Origin of the sequence: Caballeronia sp. S22, from assembly GCF_964261745.1 — a bacterium.
In the GTDB taxonomy this organism is placed as follows: Bacteria; Pseudomonadota; Gammaproteobacteria; order Burkholderiales; family Burkholderiaceae; genus Caballeronia; species Caballeronia jiangsuensis.
In genome coordinates this window covers 531,870-551,947 of the sequence record NZ_OZ180039.1, presented here as the reverse complement: position 1 = coordinate 551,947, position 20,078 = coordinate 531,870, and the positions used below count along the sequence as shown (strand labels likewise).

The 20,078-nt window shown below is 61.4% G+C and carries 18 protein-coding genes; 14 read left to right on the top strand and 4 right to left on the bottom strand.

The genetic code is table 11. The features are described from left to right. Positions 1 to 9: 9 nt before the first annotated feature. Positions 10 to 549 carry a carboxymuconolactone decarboxylase family protein gene (locus tag ACEN42_RS34345; RefSeq protein ID WP_187603311.1) on the bottom strand — a complete coding sequence of 180 codons (540 nt, stop codon included), beginning with the start codon at positions 547 to 549 and terminating at the stop codon, positions 10 to 12. Between the two features lie 119 nt (positions 550 to 668). Here ACEN42_RS34345 and ACEN42_RS34340 point away from each other — a divergent pair, with 119 nt between their 5' ends. Further along, complete coding sequence (locus ACEN42_RS34340; protein ID WP_371883076.1) at positions 669 to 1,640, top strand: cupin domain-containing protein; 972 nt, start codon at positions 669 to 671, stop codon at positions 1,638 to 1,640. 28 nt (positions 1,641 to 1,668) lie between these two features. Here ACEN42_RS34340 and ACEN42_RS34335 read toward each other — a convergent pair whose 3' ends face one another. Then, entirely contained in the window at positions 1,669 to 2,784 is a 1,116-nt protein-coding gene (locus ACEN42_RS34335; protein ID WP_371883075.1) for an NADH:flavin oxidoreductase, read from the bottom strand. A gap of 105 nt (positions 2,785 to 2,889) precedes the next feature. On the opposite strand from ACEN42_RS34335, the gene ACEN42_RS34330 reads away from it, so the two are divergent. Next, positions 2,890 to 3,786 carry a LysR family transcriptional regulator gene (locus ACEN42_RS34330; protein ID WP_371883074.1) on the top strand — a complete coding sequence of 299 codons (897 nt, stop codon included), beginning with the start codon at positions 2,890 to 2,892 and terminating at the stop codon, positions 3,784 to 3,786. A gap of 187 nt (positions 3,787 to 3,973) precedes the next feature. Continuing rightward, a complete protein-coding gene (locus ACEN42_RS34325; protein ID WP_371883073.1) occupies positions 3,974 to 4,714 on the top strand; it encodes an SDR family NAD(P)-dependent oxidoreductase in 741 nt (246 codons plus the stop codon). A gap of 133 nt (positions 4,715 to 4,847) precedes the next feature. Here ACEN42_RS34325 and ACEN42_RS34320 read toward each other — a convergent pair whose 3' ends face one another. Both ACEN42_RS34320 and ACEN42_RS34315 read right to left on the bottom strand, forming a co-directional pair. Beyond that, positions 4,848 to 5,717: a manganese catalase family protein gene (locus ACEN42_RS34320; RefSeq protein ID WP_250487718.1), complete on the bottom strand. Its 870-nt coding sequence runs from the start codon at positions 5,715 to 5,717 to the stop codon at positions 4,848 to 4,850. Positions 5,718 to 6,354: 637 nt separating this feature from the next. After that, positions 6,355 to 8,019 carry a PQQ-binding-like beta-propeller repeat protein gene (locus tag ACEN42_RS34315; RefSeq protein ID WP_371883224.1) on the bottom strand — a complete coding sequence of 555 codons (1,665 nt, stop codon included), beginning with the start codon at positions 8,017 to 8,019 and terminating at the stop codon, positions 6,355 to 6,357. Positions 8,020 to 8,619: 600 nt separating this feature from the next. On the opposite strand from ACEN42_RS34315, the gene ACEN42_RS34310 reads away from it, so the two are divergent. The 11 genes from ACEN42_RS34310 (at position 8,620) to ACEN42_RS34260 (ending at position 20,078) form a co-directional block, all read left to right on the top strand. Further along, positions 8,620 to 9,279, top strand: a complete 660-nt coding sequence (locus ACEN42_RS34310) for an SCO family protein (RefSeq protein ID WP_371883072.1) — start codon at positions 8,620 to 8,622, stop codon at positions 9,277 to 9,279. Positions 9,280 to 9,305: 26 nt separating this feature from the next. Beyond that, positions 9,306 to 11,270, top strand: coding sequence for an RICIN domain-containing protein (locus tag ACEN42_RS34305; protein WP_371883071.1), 1,965 nt, complete (start codon positions 9,306 to 9,308; stop codon positions 11,268 to 11,270). Between the two features lie 39 nt (positions 11,271 to 11,309). Next, the gene (locus tag ACEN42_RS34300; RefSeq protein WP_371883070.1) at positions 11,310 to 11,708 is read left to right on the top strand and encodes a hypothetical protein; all 399 of its coding nucleotides are present in this window, start codon (positions 11,310 to 11,312) and stop codon (positions 11,706 to 11,708) included. Positions 11,709 to 12,332: 624 nt separating this feature from the next. After that, on the top strand, positions 12,333 to 13,121 hold the full coding sequence (locus ACEN42_RS34295; RefSeq protein WP_371883069.1) for an enoyl-CoA hydratase/isomerase family protein: 789 nt from the start codon (positions 12,333 to 12,335) through the stop codon (positions 13,119 to 13,121). A gap of 51 nt (positions 13,122 to 13,172) precedes the next feature. Then, positions 13,173 to 13,970, top strand: coding sequence for an enoyl-CoA hydratase/isomerase family protein (locus ACEN42_RS34290; protein WP_371883068.1), 798 nt, complete (start codon positions 13,173 to 13,175; stop codon positions 13,968 to 13,970). Further along, a complete protein-coding gene (locus ACEN42_RS34285; protein WP_371883067.1) occupies positions 13,970 to 15,604 on the top strand; it encodes a class I adenylate-forming enzyme family protein in 1,635 nt (544 codons plus the stop codon). Before ACEN42_RS34290 ends, ACEN42_RS34285 begins: the two co-directional genes overlap by 1 nt. Positions 15,605 to 15,838: 234 nt before the next feature. Further along, the gene (locus ACEN42_RS34280) at positions 15,839 to 16,720 is read left to right on the top strand and encodes a LysR family transcriptional regulator (protein WP_371883066.1); all 882 of its coding nucleotides are present in this window, start codon (positions 15,839 to 15,841) and stop codon (positions 16,718 to 16,720) included. A 286-nt stretch (positions 16,721 to 17,006) separates the two neighbouring features. Further along, positions 17,007 to 17,192, top strand: coding sequence for a type II CAAX prenyl endopeptidase Rce1 family protein (locus ACEN42_RS34275; protein ID WP_371883065.1), 186 nt, complete (start codon positions 17,007 to 17,009; stop codon positions 17,190 to 17,192). A 1,126-nt stretch (positions 17,193 to 18,318) separates the two neighbouring features. Then, positions 18,319 to 19,020 (top strand): beta-ketoacyl synthase chain length factor, encoded by a 702-nt coding sequence (locus ACEN42_RS34270; protein WP_371883064.1) that lies wholly within the window; start codon positions 18,319 to 18,321, stop codon positions 19,018 to 19,020. Then, positions 19,007 to 19,798 carry a 1-acyl-sn-glycerol-3-phosphate acyltransferase gene (locus ACEN42_RS34265; RefSeq protein ID WP_371883063.1) on the top strand — a complete coding sequence of 264 codons (792 nt, stop codon included), beginning with the start codon at positions 19,007 to 19,009 and terminating at the stop codon, positions 19,796 to 19,798. Before ACEN42_RS34270 ends, ACEN42_RS34265 begins: the two co-directional genes overlap by 14 nt. Further along, the gene (locus ACEN42_RS34260; protein ID WP_371883062.1) at positions 19,779 to 20,078 is read left to right on the top strand and encodes a phosphopantetheine-binding protein; all 300 of its coding nucleotides are present in this window, start codon (positions 19,779 to 19,781) and stop codon (positions 20,076 to 20,078) included. Before ACEN42_RS34265 ends, ACEN42_RS34260 begins: the two co-directional genes overlap by 20 nt.

The following is a 20,078-nucleotide window of genomic DNA, read 5'->3' as shown; positions in this document are numbered from 1 at the left end:
GTGTCTGCATTACTCGACGGGCGGAAAATCGACGTCGGTGTCGTTGATGCGATTGAACGTGTTGGTGAAGATCGTCATCGCAATCGCCAGCGATATCTCCGCCAGTTGCGAATCGCGATAACCTGCGGCGCGGATGGCGGCGAGTTCGTCAGCGCCGATCGTGCCGCGCGTCGTCTGCAAAAGCCGCACGAAACGGATCAGCGCATCGCGCTTGAGATCACCGGTCGGCTGGCCGGCGCGAATTTGCCTGAGCGCTTCCGGCGTCAGACCGGTCATCTTGCCGAGCATCACGTGCGCGGCTACGCAGTAGTCACAACCCGTCTGCTCGCTGACCAGCAGCTTGATGGTTTCCAGATCCTGCTTGCTCAGGCTGCTGGCGGCCAGCGCGCCTTCGGCGTCGAGCGCGGCGTTCAGCGTCGCGGGCGCGAGATGGCCGAGCGCCGCGAACAGATTCGGTACGCTGCCGCCCGCGATCTTGCGAACGCGTGCGTAGACGTCGGCGGTGTCGCCGGTGGCGTTGGCGACGGCGGGAATGGCGATGCGGCTCATGGTGGACCTCATTTGGTGGTGGTTAGGAGCCTCCACTTTAGGGTCGCCGGATGAGCTTGTTGAGTCGCTAAATTCTCAATATCATGCTCAAAAGTCTCATCGTTTCATTCGAGGTAAGCATGTCGATGTCGATCGATTGGCTGAGCCGCCTGCTCGGCATGATGACCGTGCGCGGCCAGCTCGAACTTCGTTGCTCGTACGGCGCGCCGTGGGAAGTGATTTACGCCGATTCGGACGCGGGCGAGATGCCGTATCACATCGTGCTCGGTGGATCGGCCGTGCTGGAGACGCCCGGCGGCGGCAAGCCGCAACATCTGCGCGCCGGGGACATCGTGATGCTCACGCACGGTTCGGCGCATACGCTTCGCGATGGCAGCGGGGCGCGGCCGAAGCCTGCCCGGCAACGCGCGGCGCTGAACCTGATCATCAGCGAAAACAAGGGCGCCGGCGAGCGTCTGGACATGCTGTGCGGACGGATCATCCTCGCGCCGCCGCATGACCGCTTCGTTCGTGCATATCTGCCGGCGCGGCTCGTCGTGCGTACGTCGATAGCGAAGGGCAGCGGACAGGGCGCGGCGCTGGAACAGTTGAATGGTCTCGTCGCGTTGATGCGGACGGAATCGATCGCCGACAATCTCGGCGGCTACGCGATGATGAACGCGCTGTCGGCGGCGCTTTTCGCGCTCGCGTTGCGTGCGAGCGCAGAGTCCGACGAAGCGCCCGCCGGTCTGCTGACGCTCGCGGGACATTCGCGTCTGTCGCCCGCGCTCGCCGCGATCTTCAACGATCCGGCGCGCGACTGGACGTTGCCGGAACTGGCGAGTCTATGCAGCATGTCGCGCGCGACATTGATCCGTCATTTTCAGAACAAGGTGGGGCGTTCACCCATCGATCTGCTGACCAGCGTCCGAATGGCGCTGGCGGCAAACGAGTTGAAGAGGCCAGGCGTATCGACGGAAGTGGTGGCCGAGACGGTCGGCTATCAATCCGTCGCGGCCTTCAGGCGTGCGTTCAGTCAGCACTTCGACATGACGCCGGCGCACTGGCGGCGCTCGAATGTGGAGACGCAGCAGGCGCGTGTAGAGGACTGAGAATACGCGCCCGCGCTCACAACCGCGTTCAGACGGAGAACTGCATCGCGAGCTCGTCGTCCTTGATGCTGGCGATGGGTTGCAGTATCGAGCTATCGAACTGCCTCGGTTCGCGCCCGCTCGCGAGCATCATCGGCAGATCGGGATTGGCGAGCGCGCCGCGTCCGACCGTCACGATGTCCGCGCCGGACCCGAGCGCATGGGCGATACGCTCGGCCGTGTGCAAGCCGCCGTTCGCGATGATCGTCGCGTTCGGCGCATAGCGGCGCGCCAGTGAGATGAGGCTGTCGCGCGTGCCTTCGAATGCGGGCTGCCACGCTTCGCGCTCGGTCACGTGGATGAAGTTCACGCCTGAGTCGGCGAGCGTGCCGAAGATCACTTCTGCGTCCGCCTCGCCGTCGGGCCACTTCGACGCGAAGTCGTTGACCTTGCCCTGCGAGATGCGGATGCCGACCGGCACTGCATCGCCGACGCCGAGCCGCACCGACTTCACGACATCGACGAGCAGTTGTACTCGCGCCTTCGTGCTGCCACCCCAACGGTCGTTTCTGAGATTCGTGTGCGCGCCCAGAAACTGGTCGAGCAGATAGCCGTTCGCGCCGTGAATCTCCACACCGCCGAATCCCCCGATATTCACCGCGCGATGCGCCGCCTGCACGAAGCCCCGGATTGCCTCGTCGATCTCGGCATCCGTCATCTGCCTGGGTTCGGGATACGGTCCATCGCCGTAGTAGAACGCCATTTGTTCGCCTTTGGGCCGCACGGCCGATGGCGCCACCGTGTGCTTGCGATAAACATTGCCCTGACTCAGCGCGCCTGCGTGCATCAGTTGCGCGAACACGCGTGCGCCATGTGCCTGCATGTCGCGATTGAAGGCTGCCCATGCGCGCGCCTGTTCGTCATCGGCCAGGCCAGGCTGAAAACGGTATCCTTGCGAAAACGCCTTGTCGGTATAGATGCCTTCTGTCGTTACAAGACCGAAGCCGCCTTTCGCGAACCGACTGTAGTAGTCGAACATCGTCTGTGTCGGATGGCCGTATTCGGTGGCCGTGATGCGCGTCATCGGGGCGACTGCGATGCGGTTGCGCACTGCAATGCCGTTGCCGTCGTACGGGGAAAGGATCTGCGAGGTGAAGTCGTTCATTTCGCGGCTCGTCAAGGAAGGAAAGTGACTTCATCCTAGGCGTTGGGAGGGCGGGAAAACAGACGTCGAATGGTGAAGCCGCCGTAACGCTATCGGATATAAACCATGTTCCTTCCAGACGTTCGAACCTTCCTCGCCGTTGCGTCGGCGGGCAGTCTTTCGGCTGCGGCGCGCCAGCTCGACGTCGTTCCCATGCAGGTGTCGCGTCGCATCGCCGCGCTGGAAGAAGATCTCGGCGTGCGTCTTTTTCATCGCACGACCCGGTCGCTCACGCTGACTGCCGAAGGCGAAGCGTTCGTCCCGTTCGCCTCAGCAATGGTGGATGCGGAATCCGGTGCGCGCGCCGAACTCAGCCCGTCGCAGGGAAAGGCATCGGGCGTGCTTCGTCTGACGGCTCCGAGCGGGTTCGGACAATCCGTCGTGCTGCCCATGCTTGCGAGTTTGCTCGAAGCCAATCCGGAGCTTCGCATCGACCTCGATCTTTCGGATCGTCAGGTCGATATCGTCGGGCAGGGCCTCGACGTGGCCTTGCGGATTGCGCCCCTGGAGGACTCCGAGCTGGTGGCGAAGAAGATCGCTGCCAATCCTCGCCTCGTTTGCGCCGCGCCGGCCTATCTGAAGAAACACGGACGACCTTCGACGGTTGCCGATCTGGACAATCACGCCTGTATCCGGCTGAGTGCGGTGCGACGGTGGCCGCTTGTCGTCGACGGCGCGTTGATCCGCAAGCGCGTGGATGCTTGTTTCACCACGACCAGTGTCGAAGCGGCGCGAACCGCTGCCGTGCAAGGTCTCGGACTCGCGCAGTTGACATATTGGGACGTCTTTCGACAATTAGCCGACAACACGCTCGTGCAGATTCATTTGGAGGATGCGGCGATGGAGGACTTGTCGGTCTGGGCGGTGATGCCGAGCCGGCGATACGTTCCCAACAGGGTGAGTGTCTTTCTCGGCGCGCTGCAAAGTCAGATCGCCGAACTCGGCGAAGGACATCGACGCTGAACGCTGGCTGCCTGATCAACAGGAAATCAACCAGAAATGTTGGCCGCCGAACATTCGCCGAAAGGAAAGACCGTCCGCAACTATTCAACCGCCTATAAATAACGGGGCTTGAATCAGCACACCCGGCGCGCTTTGTCATCTGGAAGCCGAAGCGGACCGTTCGACTCACCGAAAGCATGGAGTTCTTATGAGTAAGCTAAGTAATAAGGTTGCCCTTGTGACGGGCGGTTCGAGGGGCATCGGCGCTGCCATTGCGAAGAGACTGGCCGCAGACGGCGCGCGCGTGGCGATTACTTTCTCCAAGGGCAGCGATGCGGCCGAAAACGTAGTCAAAGAAATAAAAAGCGCCGGCGGAGAAGCGATTGCAATCCAGGCCGATGCAGCGAAGCCGGAAGCAATCAACCAGGCGGTGCAGCAGACGGTTGCCGCATACGGCGGCCTGGACATCCTGGTTAATAACGCAGGGACGGCGATTCCGAAACCCTTCGAAGAGACGACTATCGAGGAACTCGATCACGTCATCAACCTGAATGTTCGAGGCGTGTTTCTGACAACGCAGGCAGCCCTCAAGCATTTGAAGGAAGGCGGCCGCATCATCAATATCGGCTCGTGCGTCGGAGAGCGAATGATGACTCCGGGCCTCGTCCCATATTCTGCGACGAAGGCAGCCATACGGATGTTCACGCAGGGCCTGTCCCGAGAAGTTGGCGAACGAGGTATCACGGTCAACAATATTCAACCCGGCCCGATTGACACCGATCTCAATCCTGCGGCGGGCGATTGGGCAGCGCCTCAATTGGCGATGACCGCGCTCAAAAGATACGGGAAGGTCGATGAAATCGCGGCAATCGTCGCTTTCATTGCCAGCGATGAGGCGGCGTACATCACCGGGGCGAATCTTACGATCGACGGCGGCACGAATGCGTAGCGTCAGGGGCATGCCGATCATTTGCTTGCTTTCCGCTTCTTGTCCCGGCCCGTGGTGAACGTCGACTCGACTGGCAAGCCGCACTGATGAATCCGTACGGCTTGCCTGCCTCATGAAATGCCTCGCAAGGCGCTCAGCTCGCCTGACCCGAGCCGATCTCCGCGCCCGTGACAGGATCACTTGACGGATCGGAAGCCGTGCGTGCCGCCATCGCCTTGAGCACCTCGACATCGGCCTGATTGACGCCTACGCGTGCTGTCCCGTCTCCGCCATCGACTGCCGGTTGCGGATCCTCGATGAACTTCCAGTCGTTTCCCTCATTCCACGGGCCACGCGCGTCCTCGCCCTGCGACATGTTGTAGTAGACACTCGCGTATTCCGGTACGCCCGGCAATTTGCCCTGCGGGAAGTTGGGCTGGATGGAATGCAGCGCTTTTTCGAATGACTTCTGATGCGCGATTTCACGGGTCATCAGAAATCCGAGCGCATCCTTGATACCCGCATCGTCCGTCACATTGATGAGCCGCTCGTAGACGATTTTTGCGCGCGCTTCCGCGGCGATGTTCGAGCGAAGATCTGCGGTCGGCTCGCCGATCGTGTCGATGTAAGCGGACGTCCACGGAACGCCGGCGGAATTGGTGAGGGCAGGTCCGCCGCCGTACAGCAGCGCCGTCGTGTGCGAGCCGTTGCCGTTGCCCGTCATCGAGCGATACAACTCGGCCTCCGACTCGACTGCTTCAGCGAGCTGGCCTTTCGCACCCTTGTTGAGCATCGCGACAATCGAGCCGATGATCTCGAGGTGACTCAGTTCTTCCGTTGCGATGTCGAAGAGCAAATCCTTCCGACCGGGATCGTCTTCACTAACGGCCTGGGTGAAATATCGGCACGCGGCGGCCAATTCGCCTTGCGGACCGCCGAACTGCTCGAGCAGCAGATTGGCGAGCCCCGGATTGGGTGCAGCCACGCGGACGGTGTACTGGAGGCGCTTGTTATGAACGAACATGAACCACTCCTTTTCGTTTGGACGACCTGAGCCACTGCGCTGACGGCGAGTCGCGCAGGTCAAAAGTTGACTGTTTGGAAGTGCCTTGCAACGGCAGGCCGAGGCACGCGGATGCGTTACTGGCCTACTCGGTTCAAGGTCTCGGAGCGAATGCCCCGGCGTGTGCCCAGCCCGAACATGTTCGGGCGGTTGAGGCCGGCTCGGTTGTCCGGCAGCAACGTAGGCGCGAGATAAAACGAATGGTTGAGCGTTTCGTGACGGCATCGGACGTCACGACTTCGCTGCGGGGTGTTCCGCAAACGCCGTACCCGGCTCGCGCTAACCTTTGTCCCTAGACCGACATCTGGTCCGCGTCTTCTTGAGTTGCGACACGAAATGATCTGCAGAACTCCTCGACTTCCAGCGTGCCGCGAAGGCGCGGCTACGTCGAGAAAAAGGCGTTGCCGGGTCGGCGCGGGCTGCGTCCGCGCGTGAGTGCGAACCTCCGCGCCCCCGATGCGCCCACGGTCGGTCTGGGCTGGACGCACTGGCAAGTGGCAAACAATCCGCCGTCGCACAACGACAGTCCAGGAAGGACCGAGATCTCGTTCCATTCCTGGAGCATGTGCGTGACGTGCTCGGTCATAGGCAGACAGCGCTATTGCGACCGCAACCCGAACACGGCGACGCCATTCTTCGCGCCCACGTACACCTTGCCGTTCGCGATCATCGGCGTGATGAACTTGTTGCCCGCACCGAACTGGTCGCGCCCACCGGCATCGACGCTGCTGTAGAGCTGGTGATTGAGATTGGTCGCGTCGTAGGCGCGCAGAACGCCGATCGACCCGTTCTCCGCCGCCCACAGAATCGCGTTCGACGTGCCGTTCGCCGAAATGCTCGGCGTCGCGCCCGGGAATCCGAACGAGTTCAGCGTCTGACTCGACGGCGTTCGCGACAGCGCGGCGTTCGTTACCGTGAACGCCTTGATGTTGTCGCCGACCGAGCCGAAATAGACCCTGTTGTTGAAGTACGCGGGCGCGCCGAACATCGGTCCGCGTATCTGGCCGACGAGCTCCTGATAGATGTGATCTGCATTCGAATCGAACTTGCCCATCGACCAGCGGTTCACGACATAGATCGTCGAGTTCTTGCCCGCGCCGACCGCGAGACGCCAGACCTTGCCGTTTGCATCGGTGAAATCGGGCAAGACCATCGCGCCGCCGGAACCGAGGTCTTCGTCCTCGTTCGATTCCTGCACCGTGTTCGACGGCTGGAAGTAGTCCTGCACTCTCAACGGCCCGAGGTTCAGCCGCAGGAAGCCATTGCCGAAGTTGCCGTTGATCGGCATCTCGTGCTCGTTCTGTGTCGGATCGAAGGTGCCGTTGGCATCGAGGAAATAGATCGATTCGCCGTCCGATGCAAGGCCCGCGCCGCTCATCCAGATCGAGCCCATCTGGCCGTTCGGCGTGACGTTCAGCACGCTCGCCTGTTGCAGCGTGTTGGCGTCGTAGCCCATGACCCAGCCGGTGTACGGCATGAAATCGCAATGCGATGTCCACGCGGTGTAGACAACGCCGTTGAGCAGGAGCAACGACGCGCGCTCGGCGTACTGGCCCGGATCGAATGTGAGCGTGCCGTTCTGGCTGCCCGCGCCGTTGCCGGGATAGGTCGCGCGGATTTCGGTCGGGCCATTGAAGAGCTCGGCGCCCGTCGTGATGTCGAGCGCGTGGATGCGCTGGTGATAGCCGCCCGACGCGTCCTTCGACATGCCCACGACATACATCGCGCCGTTCGGTCCGCGCCCGCGATCGATGACCGGCGTCGCCGTCACACCGATGGTTGGCGTGATCTGATTGCACTTGTGATCGTCGCTCGGATTCTCGCCGTTACCGAGCGTCGAGATTTTCCATAGCGTCGCGCCGCTATCCGCATCGAACGCGTAGACGCTCCCGTTCTCCGTCGCGACGTACACGACGTTATGCGTGGCCCCCGCGATCGGGACGCCCGCCAGAAAGAGCGGCTGGGCATCGACGGCGCCATCGACGGAATAGAAAGCGAGCTTGCCGAACGTGTTTTGATTGACGTTCGCGAGCGTGAGGGTCGTTTCAGCGAGTTGCTGTCCGGTGCGAGCGATGTCGTTGTGCCAGGTGACGACGTCCATCGCGTTGCCGGGCGACGATGCATTCGCGACGCTCGAAGCGGCCCGGCTCGCTGCGGCCGATGTTGCACCGCCGCCGGAGTCGCCGCCACTGCACGCGGCGATGATTGCCGCGATCAGCACGGCGCCGAGTGCGGCGGCAAAAGCGGAAAAGCGCGCGTTCATTTGCATTCTCTTTCTCCGGAAGGGCCGGAACGGACAACGCGGTGTCGGGCAACATCGTGCTGCAACAGAGCAATCGTGATGCCCCGTAGCAGCGTCTACCCGCAAACCAGCGCATCAGCGAGGCGAGGAAGCCGTCGAGCGCAGTGAGTGACGCCAATCGGCCGCTATTGAACATCGAGAAACGGAGGGCGAGCGATCAGCCTGGCTTACAAAAGAGCGCGTCAGCTTCGCTCGCGACTCGGGCGCCCCGCGGGATGGTGACGGAGAACAGGAACAGTCTCGCCACCGAACGTTCGGGCAACGTGGAAGGCTCTTTACCGATTGAAAGCTATCGCAAATCGCGGAGGGAAGCAATCGCGCAGGTTTTACAGTGCGCTTTCGAACCCGAAAGCGCCGTCGGCCATACGTTGCCGGGATACAAAAACGAATGTGTCCAAATGCACATATTTACCTACTTATTTCGTGTTTCGAATTTTCATTGCCGATTTGGGCTGCTAATCTTTGACGCAATGGTCATGCAAATCGCGACGCCTGACTGTGCGCATTTCCGAAATGTAAGTCTCACCTTGAGAGCCCTCACCGGGGATCATGAACGTGCCGATGACGACGATTTCGGAAAGCCGTGAAACGATGCCCGATAGCATTACATCCGGCATGCATGCACCTGCGCCATCACCAGCTCGCCGCTCGCTGCTTTGCCGCATGGCCGCGCTGGCTCTTGGTGCAGTGTCGTCGCCCTCGTTCGCGCAGCATGGCGATCTGGGACTCGTCACGCCGCCCGTTCGTATCGACGATGCCTGGCTCGTCGATCAGACCGGCGAGAAGCGTCTGCTCAGCGACTTGCTGCACCAGCGCGTGACTGCACTGCAAACGGTCTATACGGGTTGCGGCACGATATGTCCCTTGCAAGGCGCGCTGTTCAGCGCGGTTCAGGGACGGATTGCGCAAATCCCTGCGCGTCGTCCGGTGCATTTGCTGTCGGTTGGGATCGATCCGCTTTCGGATTCACCCTCGGCATTGCGCGCGTGGCTCGCGCGCTATCAGGCGGGTTCCGCGTGGAATGCAGCGACGCCGGCACTGGCCGATGTAGACCGCATGCGCGCGGCGCTGTCGGGCAGCAACGCGCCTCTCGGCGATATCGCTGACCATTCCACGCAAGTCTATTGCTTCGATGCCAACGCGATGTTGCGCTGGCGAAGTGCCGATCTTCCTCGTGTCGAAGACATCTGCGATGTACTCGGCGCGCTCGCGCGTACGTAACCCGCTTTCATGTACGGGGGGCAACCATGCCTGCAATCCGTTCGACGAGCCACGCGTCCAGCCTGCTCGTCCAATGCATGCGCTTCTTGCTGCTCGTCGCGTTGCCGCTGGCATTGGCGGGCATGCCGCACGCCGTCCGCGCGCAAAGCTCGGCGCCCATCACGCTGAGCGGCACCAGCCTGTGCGCCGACGTCAGCGGCGAGTCCCGAACGCCGGGCGCGCCCGTGATTGCGTGGACCTGCACGGGCGGCGCGAATCAGCAATGGTTCCCGTCCGCTACCGGCACGCGATACAACCTCATCAATCAGAACAGCGGCCTGTGCATGGACGTGTCGGGCCAAAGCCTGAGCCCGGGCGGTCCCATCATCCAGTGGACCTGCAATGGCGGCACGAATCAGACCTTCTCGTTGACGCCGCAAGGCGCGGGCTATGCGATCGTCGCGGGACATAGCGGCTTGTGCGTGACGGCATCGAGCACGACGTCGCAAGGAATCCAGTTGACGCAGCAGGTGTGCAACGCAAGCGCGACACAGACGTGGCAAGTGGCCGGCCTGCCGATACAGCATGCCGCATTGCCATCGAAGTGGACGACGCCTTATCAGTTGCCGCTCGTTCCGCTGGAAGCCGCCAATCTGCCCAATGGAAACGTGCTCGTCTGGTCGGCCGACGCCCCGCTCGACTTCACCGACAGCGCGAATCCGCCGGCGAGGACCTACACGGCGATCTTCAATCCATCGAACGGCACGAGTTCGCAAATGATCGTGACCAATACCGCGCACGACATGTTCTGCCCCGGCATTTCCAATCTCCCCGATGGCCGCATCTTCGTGACCGGGGGATTGAGCGTGCGACAGACCAGCATCTATTCGCCGACGACCGGCACATGGACCGCGAGCGATCAGATGAACATCCCGCGCGGCTATCAGGGCAGCGTGACGTTGAGCAACGGCAATGTGTTCGTCATGGGCGGCTCGTGGAGCGGAGGGCTCGGAGGAAAGTCCGGCGAAACGTGGACCTCGGGTTCGGGCTGGCGGATCAATAGCGCGATCCTCGACGACTACATCCTCACGAACGACGCGAGAGGCCTGTTTCGCTCCGACAATCACGCGTGGATGTTCGCGGTCGGCAATGGACGCGTGTTCCATGCGGGACCGAGCCGGGCCATGCACTGGTTCGATACGGCAGGCAACGGCAACGTGAGCGCAGCCGGCAACCGTGGCAGCGACGGCGACGCGATGAACGGCAATGCGGTCATGTACGACGTCGGCAAGATTCTCGCGGTCGGTGGCGCGCCGAGCTACGATCAGTCGCCGGCCACGGCCAACGCGACGCTCATCGACATCAGCAGCGGCAACGCGACGACGCGGACCATCGCGCCGATGAGTTACCGGCGCGCGTTCAACAACAGCGTCGTGCTGCCGAACGGCCAGGTCGTCGTGATTGGCGGACAAACCTTCGCCGAGCCCTTCTCGGACAACAACGCGGTCCTCACCCCGGAGCTGTGGGACCCCGCTACCAATACGTTTTCCCCGCTCGCCCAGCAGGCCGTGCCGCGCACCTATCACAGCGTCGCGCTGCTGCTGAACGACGGACGTGTGCTCAGCGGCGGCGGCGGTCTGTGCGGATCATGCTCGACCAATCACACCGACATCGAGATATTGACGCCACCGTATCTGCTGAACTCCGACGGATCGGCCGCGTCACGTCCGAACCTCAGCTCCGTTCCGAGCGATGCGCAACTCGGCACGACGATCGTAGTGACGGCCAGCAGGAGCACGCGCGCATTCGTGCTGATGCGCTCCTCATCGGTCACGCATTCGCTGAACAACGAGCAACGTCGCGTGCCGCTCACGTTCAGCGTCGGCACCGCGGGGGAGTTTCAGTTGAACATTCCTTCCGATCCGGGCGTCGTGGTCCCCGGCTATTACATGCTGTTCGCGTTGAACGCCAACGGCGTGCCGAGCGTTTCGCGCGTGCTGCGCGTGCATTGAATGGCCCGACGCCGCTTCCTTGAAGCGCGCGCCGCAGCGATGCTCCTCGCATTCGTCGCGATGACGCCGCTCGCGCGCGCGCAGACCGCATGCGAATCCGCTGATATGGGCTGCGCGATCTTCAACGGACAACACCCGATGACCGCACATCTGCGCGACGACGATCGCCCGTTGCCTTCCTTTACGACGCGATGCGTCAATTGCCATGTGAGCACATCGACGAAACCCGCGTTCGCGCCGCCGCTGACGCACGACGCCTTGCTCGGCGCCGCAAGCCGCCGCGGCGGGCCGATCAGTCACTATGACGCGACGGCTTTCTGCCGCGCCGTGAAGGACGGCGTCGACCCGGCGGGCGTCCTGCTTCGCAAGTCGATGCCGCACTACCGGATTGCCGACACCGAATGCCAGGCGCTTTGGCAATACGTCATGCATCGATGAGCGCGGGTGCGATTGCTCAGTTGCGGGATGACCGGCACGCTCACGGCGTGGTTGGTCGAAACCAGCGACAGTGCCGGCGCTGCGCTCGTCGGGTTCGGTAATCGTTCTGAACGGACAGGCTGCTCGCACTCGTTGCCGCCGTGAACGGCTTGCGCGGGGTCGATGACAGACGTTGGCGTTTTGCTAGTCGGCTCGCGGTCTGCGGCCGAGTAGTCGGCCAATTGCAGTCGGTCGCCGACTCGACACGGATGCCATTTGAATGACCGGTCGATAGCACAGAAGCGACGTTGACCCTCACGGCCGAAGCGAACCACGGTGGTGTTCGTCCTGAACGCAATGGATGTCAGTCAAGCACATGAAACGCTTGAGGCGCGTCCCTCGGGAAAAGCGCAATTGATCGCATTCTCGCTCCTTCCAATAGGCCCACTGAAGCCGTTGAGCAAGCTTTTGAGCTAAAGGCGGCGGAGATGATTGAGCCGATCCTTTGTGAGACGCCGCGCACGCAATCGCAACGGACAAAACGGGCTGTTCATAAATGTACAGCTGTCCTGCGCCGTTGACCGTTCTTGTGATGGGGCTGCCCCTATAACATCATCCGTACCCCGTAAGCCAATTCAGGAGACGATGATGGCAGTGGTTAGTTTTTCCAGAGACGGTGATGTTGGCGTCCTGACGCTGAACAATCCCCCGCTCAACCTGTGGGACCGAGAACTCCTCGCAGACTGGAAGGCGGCGGTTGACGCCGCGTACCAGTCGTCGATTCGCGCGTTGGTCGTACGTGCCGAAGGCCCTCACTTTTCTGGCGGCGCCGACGTGAAGATCTTTCGTGGCGTGTCGACCAAGGCGGCACGCGAGATGTTTGATCTATACCTGCCGGTCATCAGAAAGCTCGAAACGCTGCCTTTCCCCACGATCGCAGCAGTACAGGGGCTGTGTCTGGCGGCAGGAATGGAATTGGCGCTTGCCTGCGACCTGATCTGGGCGGGTGAATCGGCACGGCTGGGACAAACCGAAGCAATGATCGGCACGAGCACGCTGCTCGGCGGGATTCAACGAATCGCGGCACGGGCCGGTGCGGCGCGCGCCAGGGAAATGGTCTTTAGCGGCTCGCAGTATGACGCGCGCACGCTCGAGCGCTGGAACATCGTGAACCGTGTCGTTCCCGACGACCAGTTGAACGACGAAGTCATGAAGTACGCCAAAGTTCTCGCGGCGGGGCCGACCGCGTCGCACGCTGTCGGCAAGGCGCTCATCAGGAAGTACCTCACTGCGGGTCTCGACGAAGCGGACCAGCATGTCCTCGACGCTGCCACGCCGCTGTTCGAGTCGACCGACATGCAACACGCCGTCGATGTGATCGTCGAGCACGGCGTTCGCAGCCTCGCCGAACGCGCCAAATTTATTGGTAAATAGTTAGGATACCTTAGGTAACCTGAAACGACTTCCTGAATCCTGGAGACACAAATGAACTTCGAAGCGTACAAGAACCTTTCCTTTTCCCGCCGAGGCCGCATTCTCACGATTGCGCTCAACAGGCCAGAAGCGCTCAACGCGGTCGACGGCGTCCTGCACGAAGAGTTGAGCCGCGTTTTCTTCGATGCCGCACGCGATGAGGAATCCGACATCATCGTTCTGACGGGCACGGGACGCGCCTTCTGCGCAGGCGGCGATTTCGACTGGCTGCAGGAAATGATCGACGTTCCTGCCGAATACCACAAGGCCGGGACGGACGCGCGTCGCATCATCATGTCGATGCTCGAATGCGACAAGCCGATCATCGCCAAAGTCAATGGCTCAGCCGTGGGCCTCGGCGCGACCCTGGCGCTTTTCTGCGACGTCATCTTCGCGCACGAAAGCGCAAAGTTTGGCGATCCGCACGTCAGTGTGGGATTCGTCGCCGGCGACGGCGGCGCGGTAATCTGGCCGCAACTCATCGGTTATGCCCGCGCCAAGGAATATCTCATGACAGGTGACCTGATCCCGGCACCGGACGCGGTCCGGATGGGGCTGATCAATCATGTCGTGCCGGCGGCCAAACTCGACGCACGCGTCGACGAATTCGTGGACCGACTGCACGCCGGGGCGCGTCAGGCCATTCGGTGGACCAAGGCGTCGGTCAACATCGGCTTGAAGCAGCTTGCGTCTTCGATTCTCGACGCGAGTCTCGGGTATGAACTGCTGACCAACTACACGGAGGATCATCGCGAGGCCGTTGCCGCATTTCGCAGCAAGCGCAAACCCGTTTTCAACAAGGCGTCGTGATGCCTACTCAAGACAACTCGCATGACGCTGTTGTCCCGTTGCCCGAGGACATCGCGTGGAAAACGACGGTCGAGATCATCTGGGGGCATGCAAGCCGGCAACCGCACAAGCTCGCGCTCGTTGCATGCTCGCTCGATGGCACGATCAAGCGGCTGACATACGAGCAACTCGCCAGTCGGGCCGAGGACGTGGCGGCTGGAATGCGTGACCACGGCATCGTGACGGGCGATCGCGTTGCTATCGTGCTCGGGAACGCCGCAGCCTATGAATTCGTACTCACGGAACTCGCGTGCGCGCGCCTGGGTGCGGTCGCGGTCCTGATCAATCCCGGCTCGAAGCGCGACGAATTGCGGCACGCTCTGGATTTGACCGAATGCCGGGCAGTGGTCGCCGGGAAGGAGGTCGTCGCGGAGATTCGTGCATTGGGTTCGCAGTTGCCGGCAGTGGGACCGATTTTCGAAGTTCACAGGCAAGGCGAGACGGGCATCCTCGACTGGCAACTGCTCCTTGCGCCAAAGCGGGCTTTGGGTGCATCTCATCCGCGCCCCAAATCGTCAGATGACGCCTATATCGTCATGACGTCGGGCACGACCGGAAAACCGAAGGCGGTCGTGCTGTCACACGCGAACAGCGTCGCCGGTGGCGCGGCAATGGCCAGGGGGTGGGGTATCCGTGCCGATGACATCGTGCAAACGCCCATTCCGCTCACCACGAGTGCCGGGGCGTTCGTCTCGCGAATGGGTCCGTTCTTTGCCGGTACGACGCTGATCATCGATCCACCCTTCGACGCGGAGGTCACGTTCGCGCGGGCTCGCGCTGAAGGGACCACGGTGCTCGCGGTGGTGCCGTCGATCATCATCTTCATGACGGAGCAGTTCGTGCCGCAGCGGCATTCACTCGACACAGTCAGGTTGTTCTGTTTCGGCTCTGCGCCCATTACCGTATCCACACTGGAGCGCGTCAACAAGGTATTTCCGTGGATCAGACTGGGGCAGATCTATGGAATGACCGAGTCCGCAACGGTTGGATCCTATCTGTCTCCCGATGAGTTTTCGGAGCATCACGGTTCGATCGGGAAACCTGTCTTGAGCCAGATGAGGATCGTGGATGAGAAGGATGCCGATGTCGAACCGGGAACACGGGGACAGATTCTCATTCGTGGACCCAGTGTGATGAAGGGTTATCACCGCGATCCCGAGGCAACCGCGAGTGCTTTGTCGGGCGGATGGCTTCACACGGGTGATATTGGGTACAGGGATGACAACGGGTACTTCTTTCACGTCGATCGTTCAAAAGACATGATCGTAAGAGGAGGGCACAAGGTCGGATCGGTGGAGGTCGAGAACGTTCTTCTTCAGCACAAGGCCGTGAAGGATGCGGCAGTCATTGCGGTGCCGCATCCGAAACTTGGGGAAGACGTCTTCGCGTTCGCGGTAGTCAGGGATGAAGCAGGCGTTGACGTCCAGGAGTTGGTGCAGTTTTGCCGCGAGAAGCTGATTGACTACAAGGTGCCGAGGCGGATCGCATTGATCGGAGCGCTGCCGCGAAATCTGGCCGGGAAAATCGATAAACGCAAGCTGAGGCAAGACGCGCAAGACATCCTGACCAGCGTCAAATCGTTTCCTGAAAGGTGAAAGAATAATTCTATGAGCGCTTGTCCGGCACGGAAAGAAGGTTTTCCGTGCCGGCGCATGCGTTAGTCGGTCGACAGGAAAGGGCTGCCGGTGACGTCAGCTCCGGGGGCGAGGTGCAATCGGGAACAACGGGCTATGTCATCAGTTTCAGGCGGGTCAGGCGGCAGGGACTCCGCAGGGGCAGCGCTTACAGCGTCGAAGCGGCCAGTTCGTGAACGAGCGGTCGATTGGGATTTGTACCGTTTTTTCGTCGCGGCGGCGGAGGCAGGCAGCCTCTCGGGTGCGGCGGAGCGGTTGGCGGTCAGCGAGCCCACGGTTGGTCGAAAGATCACCGAACTGGAAGGATTGCTGGGTTGCTCGCTCTTTCTGCGTTCGACACGTGGCCTGGTCCTCACCCAGGCCGGACGACATATTTGCGACCGTGCATCAGTCATCGAAACTAGTATCGTCGAACTTCATAGACTGGCGTCGGGAGCATCCGATATCGGCACCGGCGTAGTTCGACTGTCCACCAGCGAAGGGATCGGGCAATACTGGATCTGCGGCCTGTTGCCTGGCTTCCTGGAGGCCAACCCTGGTGCCAGAGTCGAGCTGATCATCAGCAATCAGTCGATCGACCTTGGCAAGAGCGAGGCGGACGTGGCGCTCCGGCTCGGTTCTCCAGGTCCGGACTCTCTTTATGCGACACGAGTGGCCAGCGTTGGATTTGGACTCTATGCGTCGAAGGAATACGTCCGTGCGCACGGACTGCCCGGAAATGACGGCGATCTGGCGAAGCATCGCTTCATAGGGATGTCCGGCAAGCTTGCCAGATTCGAGCCATCTGTCTGGTTGAACGGTTTCGCGCCGCACGAATGCATGGCGATATCGTCCGATAGCCTGGGCTTCGGTTATCTTGCGGCTGAGAACGGGTTAGGTATCGCGCTGCTGGCCTGTATCGTGGGTAACAGCTCGGCGAACCTTGTGCGTATTCCATTCACGACCAAAGCGCCTGTGCTGCCTTTATGGCTGGTCACGCACGAAGGAACTCGCAAATTGCCAGGTGTCAAAGCACTGGCGCAGTATATTCGGACACAGGCGCAGCATAAGGCTGCTGACTTTGGCGGCAGCAACTGAGTATCCGGACAATCACCGCGCCGGCTCGTCGATGAACCTACGCTGCAAGCCTTGAGTGTGTCCTGGAAGAGCCCGTTGCAATTCCGGAGCTGTCACGATCGCTATGCACGGTCAAACCAGCTTCGGGGTGGTTTCGGAACTATGCCATGGGCAGCGCCCGCGACCAACTCGGCCTTCATAGGCGGCTGCTCCTCTAGCCGACCCCGCGTTTAACCAGTGGGGATGCATCACGCTACTTCGTAACAAATTCGGAGTCGGACCTTGGATAGCAATCGCGTCGTCTGCAGTGCTGTTCGCATCATTGCATTTCTATAGCTGGAGGTATGTGATCAGTACGCTTCCAGTTGGCCTAGTACTCGGTTACGTCTATGTCGTTGAGGAAGCGCGTCCGCGCCGAGCTTTCTGGATTGTCACCACGATTCATGCGTTGCGAAACGCCATTTCGATAGCACTTCTCCATTACCCGTCGTGACGGTTGGGTGCTGATCTAACGTCGACTTACGATTGGCCAGTGAACGAAAAGCTCGAGGCGCAAGTGCAAAAGCTCGGTGAGATCGAGAGCAAAGCGTACGGCATCGCGACGACGTCCGCGGTTCGAACAAAAAAATGCCCGTCCAACGGGGCGGGCAAAATGAGAGGGGCACACTCGAAAATAAGACGAGGGGCGGTGCGCAGCAAGCTCAGATTTGATTCGGAGAATTTCCGAGACCGTAATCGGCGTCGGATGGTCGCTCTTCGCCTCGGTGAATCTGCAACTAATCGTCTAGTTCGTCGATTCCCTCGAAAGCCGCGCCGCAGGGTGCGCAAGCAGCTCGCAATGAGCGACGGCATGGATACGGCGCCATTGTGAAAAGTCTTGCGCATCTTGGCCTAATTCGCATCGATCGGCAGCAAGAAAAAGACTCCAGCGCGGCGCGCATGATCACCTACGCGAAACATCTCGCTCGATTGCTTACAACGCCGTCGTGCCTCCAAGATCGGTCACCAGTCGATGCGATGCTTCTCGTCGGTTTCACGATGGCGTCGCTCGTCATCGACGCGGAGGTAAGGTCAATGATGCGTGTCCAAGGTTGTCGCGCACGAGTCGCAAATCGACTTGCTGATTCACCATCTGGGAGCCCGCGCTGTGCCGCAGTTAGTAAGCGGAGGCCTTTTTTAGCAGGTCAGCGCATGCGGCAGAGGACGGGTCGTGCTCGCGAAGTCTCGCCGCTGCGCCTGCAAACACAGAATTTGACGATCGCGTCCAAGGCGGCGCGAGTCAACGGCGAACAGGTTTCTGTGCTTGGGTGGCTGGGGTGGCGCCTATCGGTAAGACGCGTCGCGAAACTGAGACGAATGATCATCAGCAAGTTATTTATGCTGCTTTCAGTCGCATTCGCCGGTAAAATCCGGCGCTCCAGTTTTAAGGGCCGGACGGCGCGCCCGATTCGCGCGTTTGACTCCTAAATATTCCGGCCCTCATGCCGTTAACCCGATCTTAATCAACGTAATCGATATATAAGCGCTGGGTGCGTCCATGCCCGGTTAGGCGCGTCATGGCGTACCGCCGTCGGTCGTCGTCTCTGCCCGGTTAGAAGAATTCTCACGCGAACACCGACATGCCCGATACGCGCTGGACCATTCCGGTTGCTCGCTGGTCATTGTGGCCTGCCGCCGCATCCGCCGCCCCCGACTTAGGCTTCATCGAACCTTTGACGCGACGCCGGCTCAGCACGCTATCGCGGGCCGCGCTGAAGGTGGCGCACGACTGCGTCGCGCATGTGCCTGCGGTGCGTCTGGTCTTCGCTTCGCGTCATGGCGAACTGGGCCGCACGACCGAGACCCTGCGCACCATCGATGCGGGCAAGACGGTCTCGCCCACGTCGTTCAGTCTTTCCGTGCTCAACACGATGACCGGCGTTTTCGGCATCGTGCGTGGCGACCGCGCTCCGGCCAGCGCCCTGTCCGCGGGCACTGAAACCCTCGGCTATGCCTTGCTCGAAGCGTACGCGCAATACGTAACGGACCCCTCGGCTCCGGTGCTGCTCGTCTATGCCGACGAACCCGCCGATCCCGCATACGGCACCGTCGAAGATGAAGTCGATGGCGGGGCGCTCGCGATATTGCTCGACTCATCCGCGCAAACGGGTCGCCTGGAATGCGCGCGCGCAACGGTCAGCGACGAGACCGATGCCGCTCTTCCAGGCACGACGTTCTCTTCACAGAGCCATGCCGTGCAGCACTGTCTCGACACGCGCACGGCGAGCGCATGGCGCGGCAGGAACTCGACCTGGCAATGGTCCTGGCATGAAGCCGCTTGATTACTACTGGCGCCTCGTTGCGACGGCTCTCGCATTCGCCGCGTTCGGCGTCTGCGGGCTGGCTTTCTCGCTGATCGTGTGCCCGCTCGCTTCGATCTGGCCGCACCGCGACTCGAAGCAGCGCATTATCGTCGCCATCATTCACGCGTTCGTTCGCGCGCTCGTCGCCGTGCTCGTGCGGGTCGGCGTGATGAAGCTCGACGTGCATGGCGCCCGCGCGCTCAGACGAGACGCGCCGCGCGCGGCCATCGTCGTCGCGAATCACCCGACGTGGATCGACGTGGTGGTGCTGCTCTCGCTCACGCCGCGCGCATGTTGCGTCGTGAAGAGCGCGCACTGGAGCAACCCCTTCTTCTGGGGCGTGATGCGCGCGGCCGAATACGTGAGCAATGCGAACCCCGTCGAGTTCGTCGAAGCGGGCGCACGGCAACTCGCGCGCGGCTACACGATGATCATCTTCCCCGAAGGCACGCGCAGTCCGACACGCAACCGCATGCACGCGTTCTCACGCGGGTTCGCTCACATGGCCTTGCAGTCGGGCGCGCCCATTCTGCCCGTGCTGATGGACTGCGATCCACCCGCGTTCACGAAAGACATGCGCTGGCACGACGTACCCGAACGTGCATTCCACATGCAGGTGAACGTGCTCGAGCCCCTGCGTGCCGACGAACTCGCCGCACGCGACGAGACACCCGCGCTCGCCGCACGCACGGTGACGAGCGCGATCGAAGCCCACATTACCCGGCATCTGATCGACTATGGATTCTTTAAAGCTTGAAATCAAACGGCTTCTGATCGAAGCGCTTGATCTCGAAGACATGCAGCCCGACGACATCGACGACGACGCGCCGCTTTTCGAGACCGACGGCGTCGGTCTCGATTCGATCGATGCGCTCGAAATCGGCATCGTGCTGCGCGAACACTATCAACTGAACATCGCGTCCAATGACGAGCATACGCGAGAACATTTCCGTTCGATCAACACGCTCGTCGCGCTGGTGGCGAGCCAGCGCGAGCTTGCGCATGCTGCGGACGAAGCCACGAAAGAAGGGGAATGA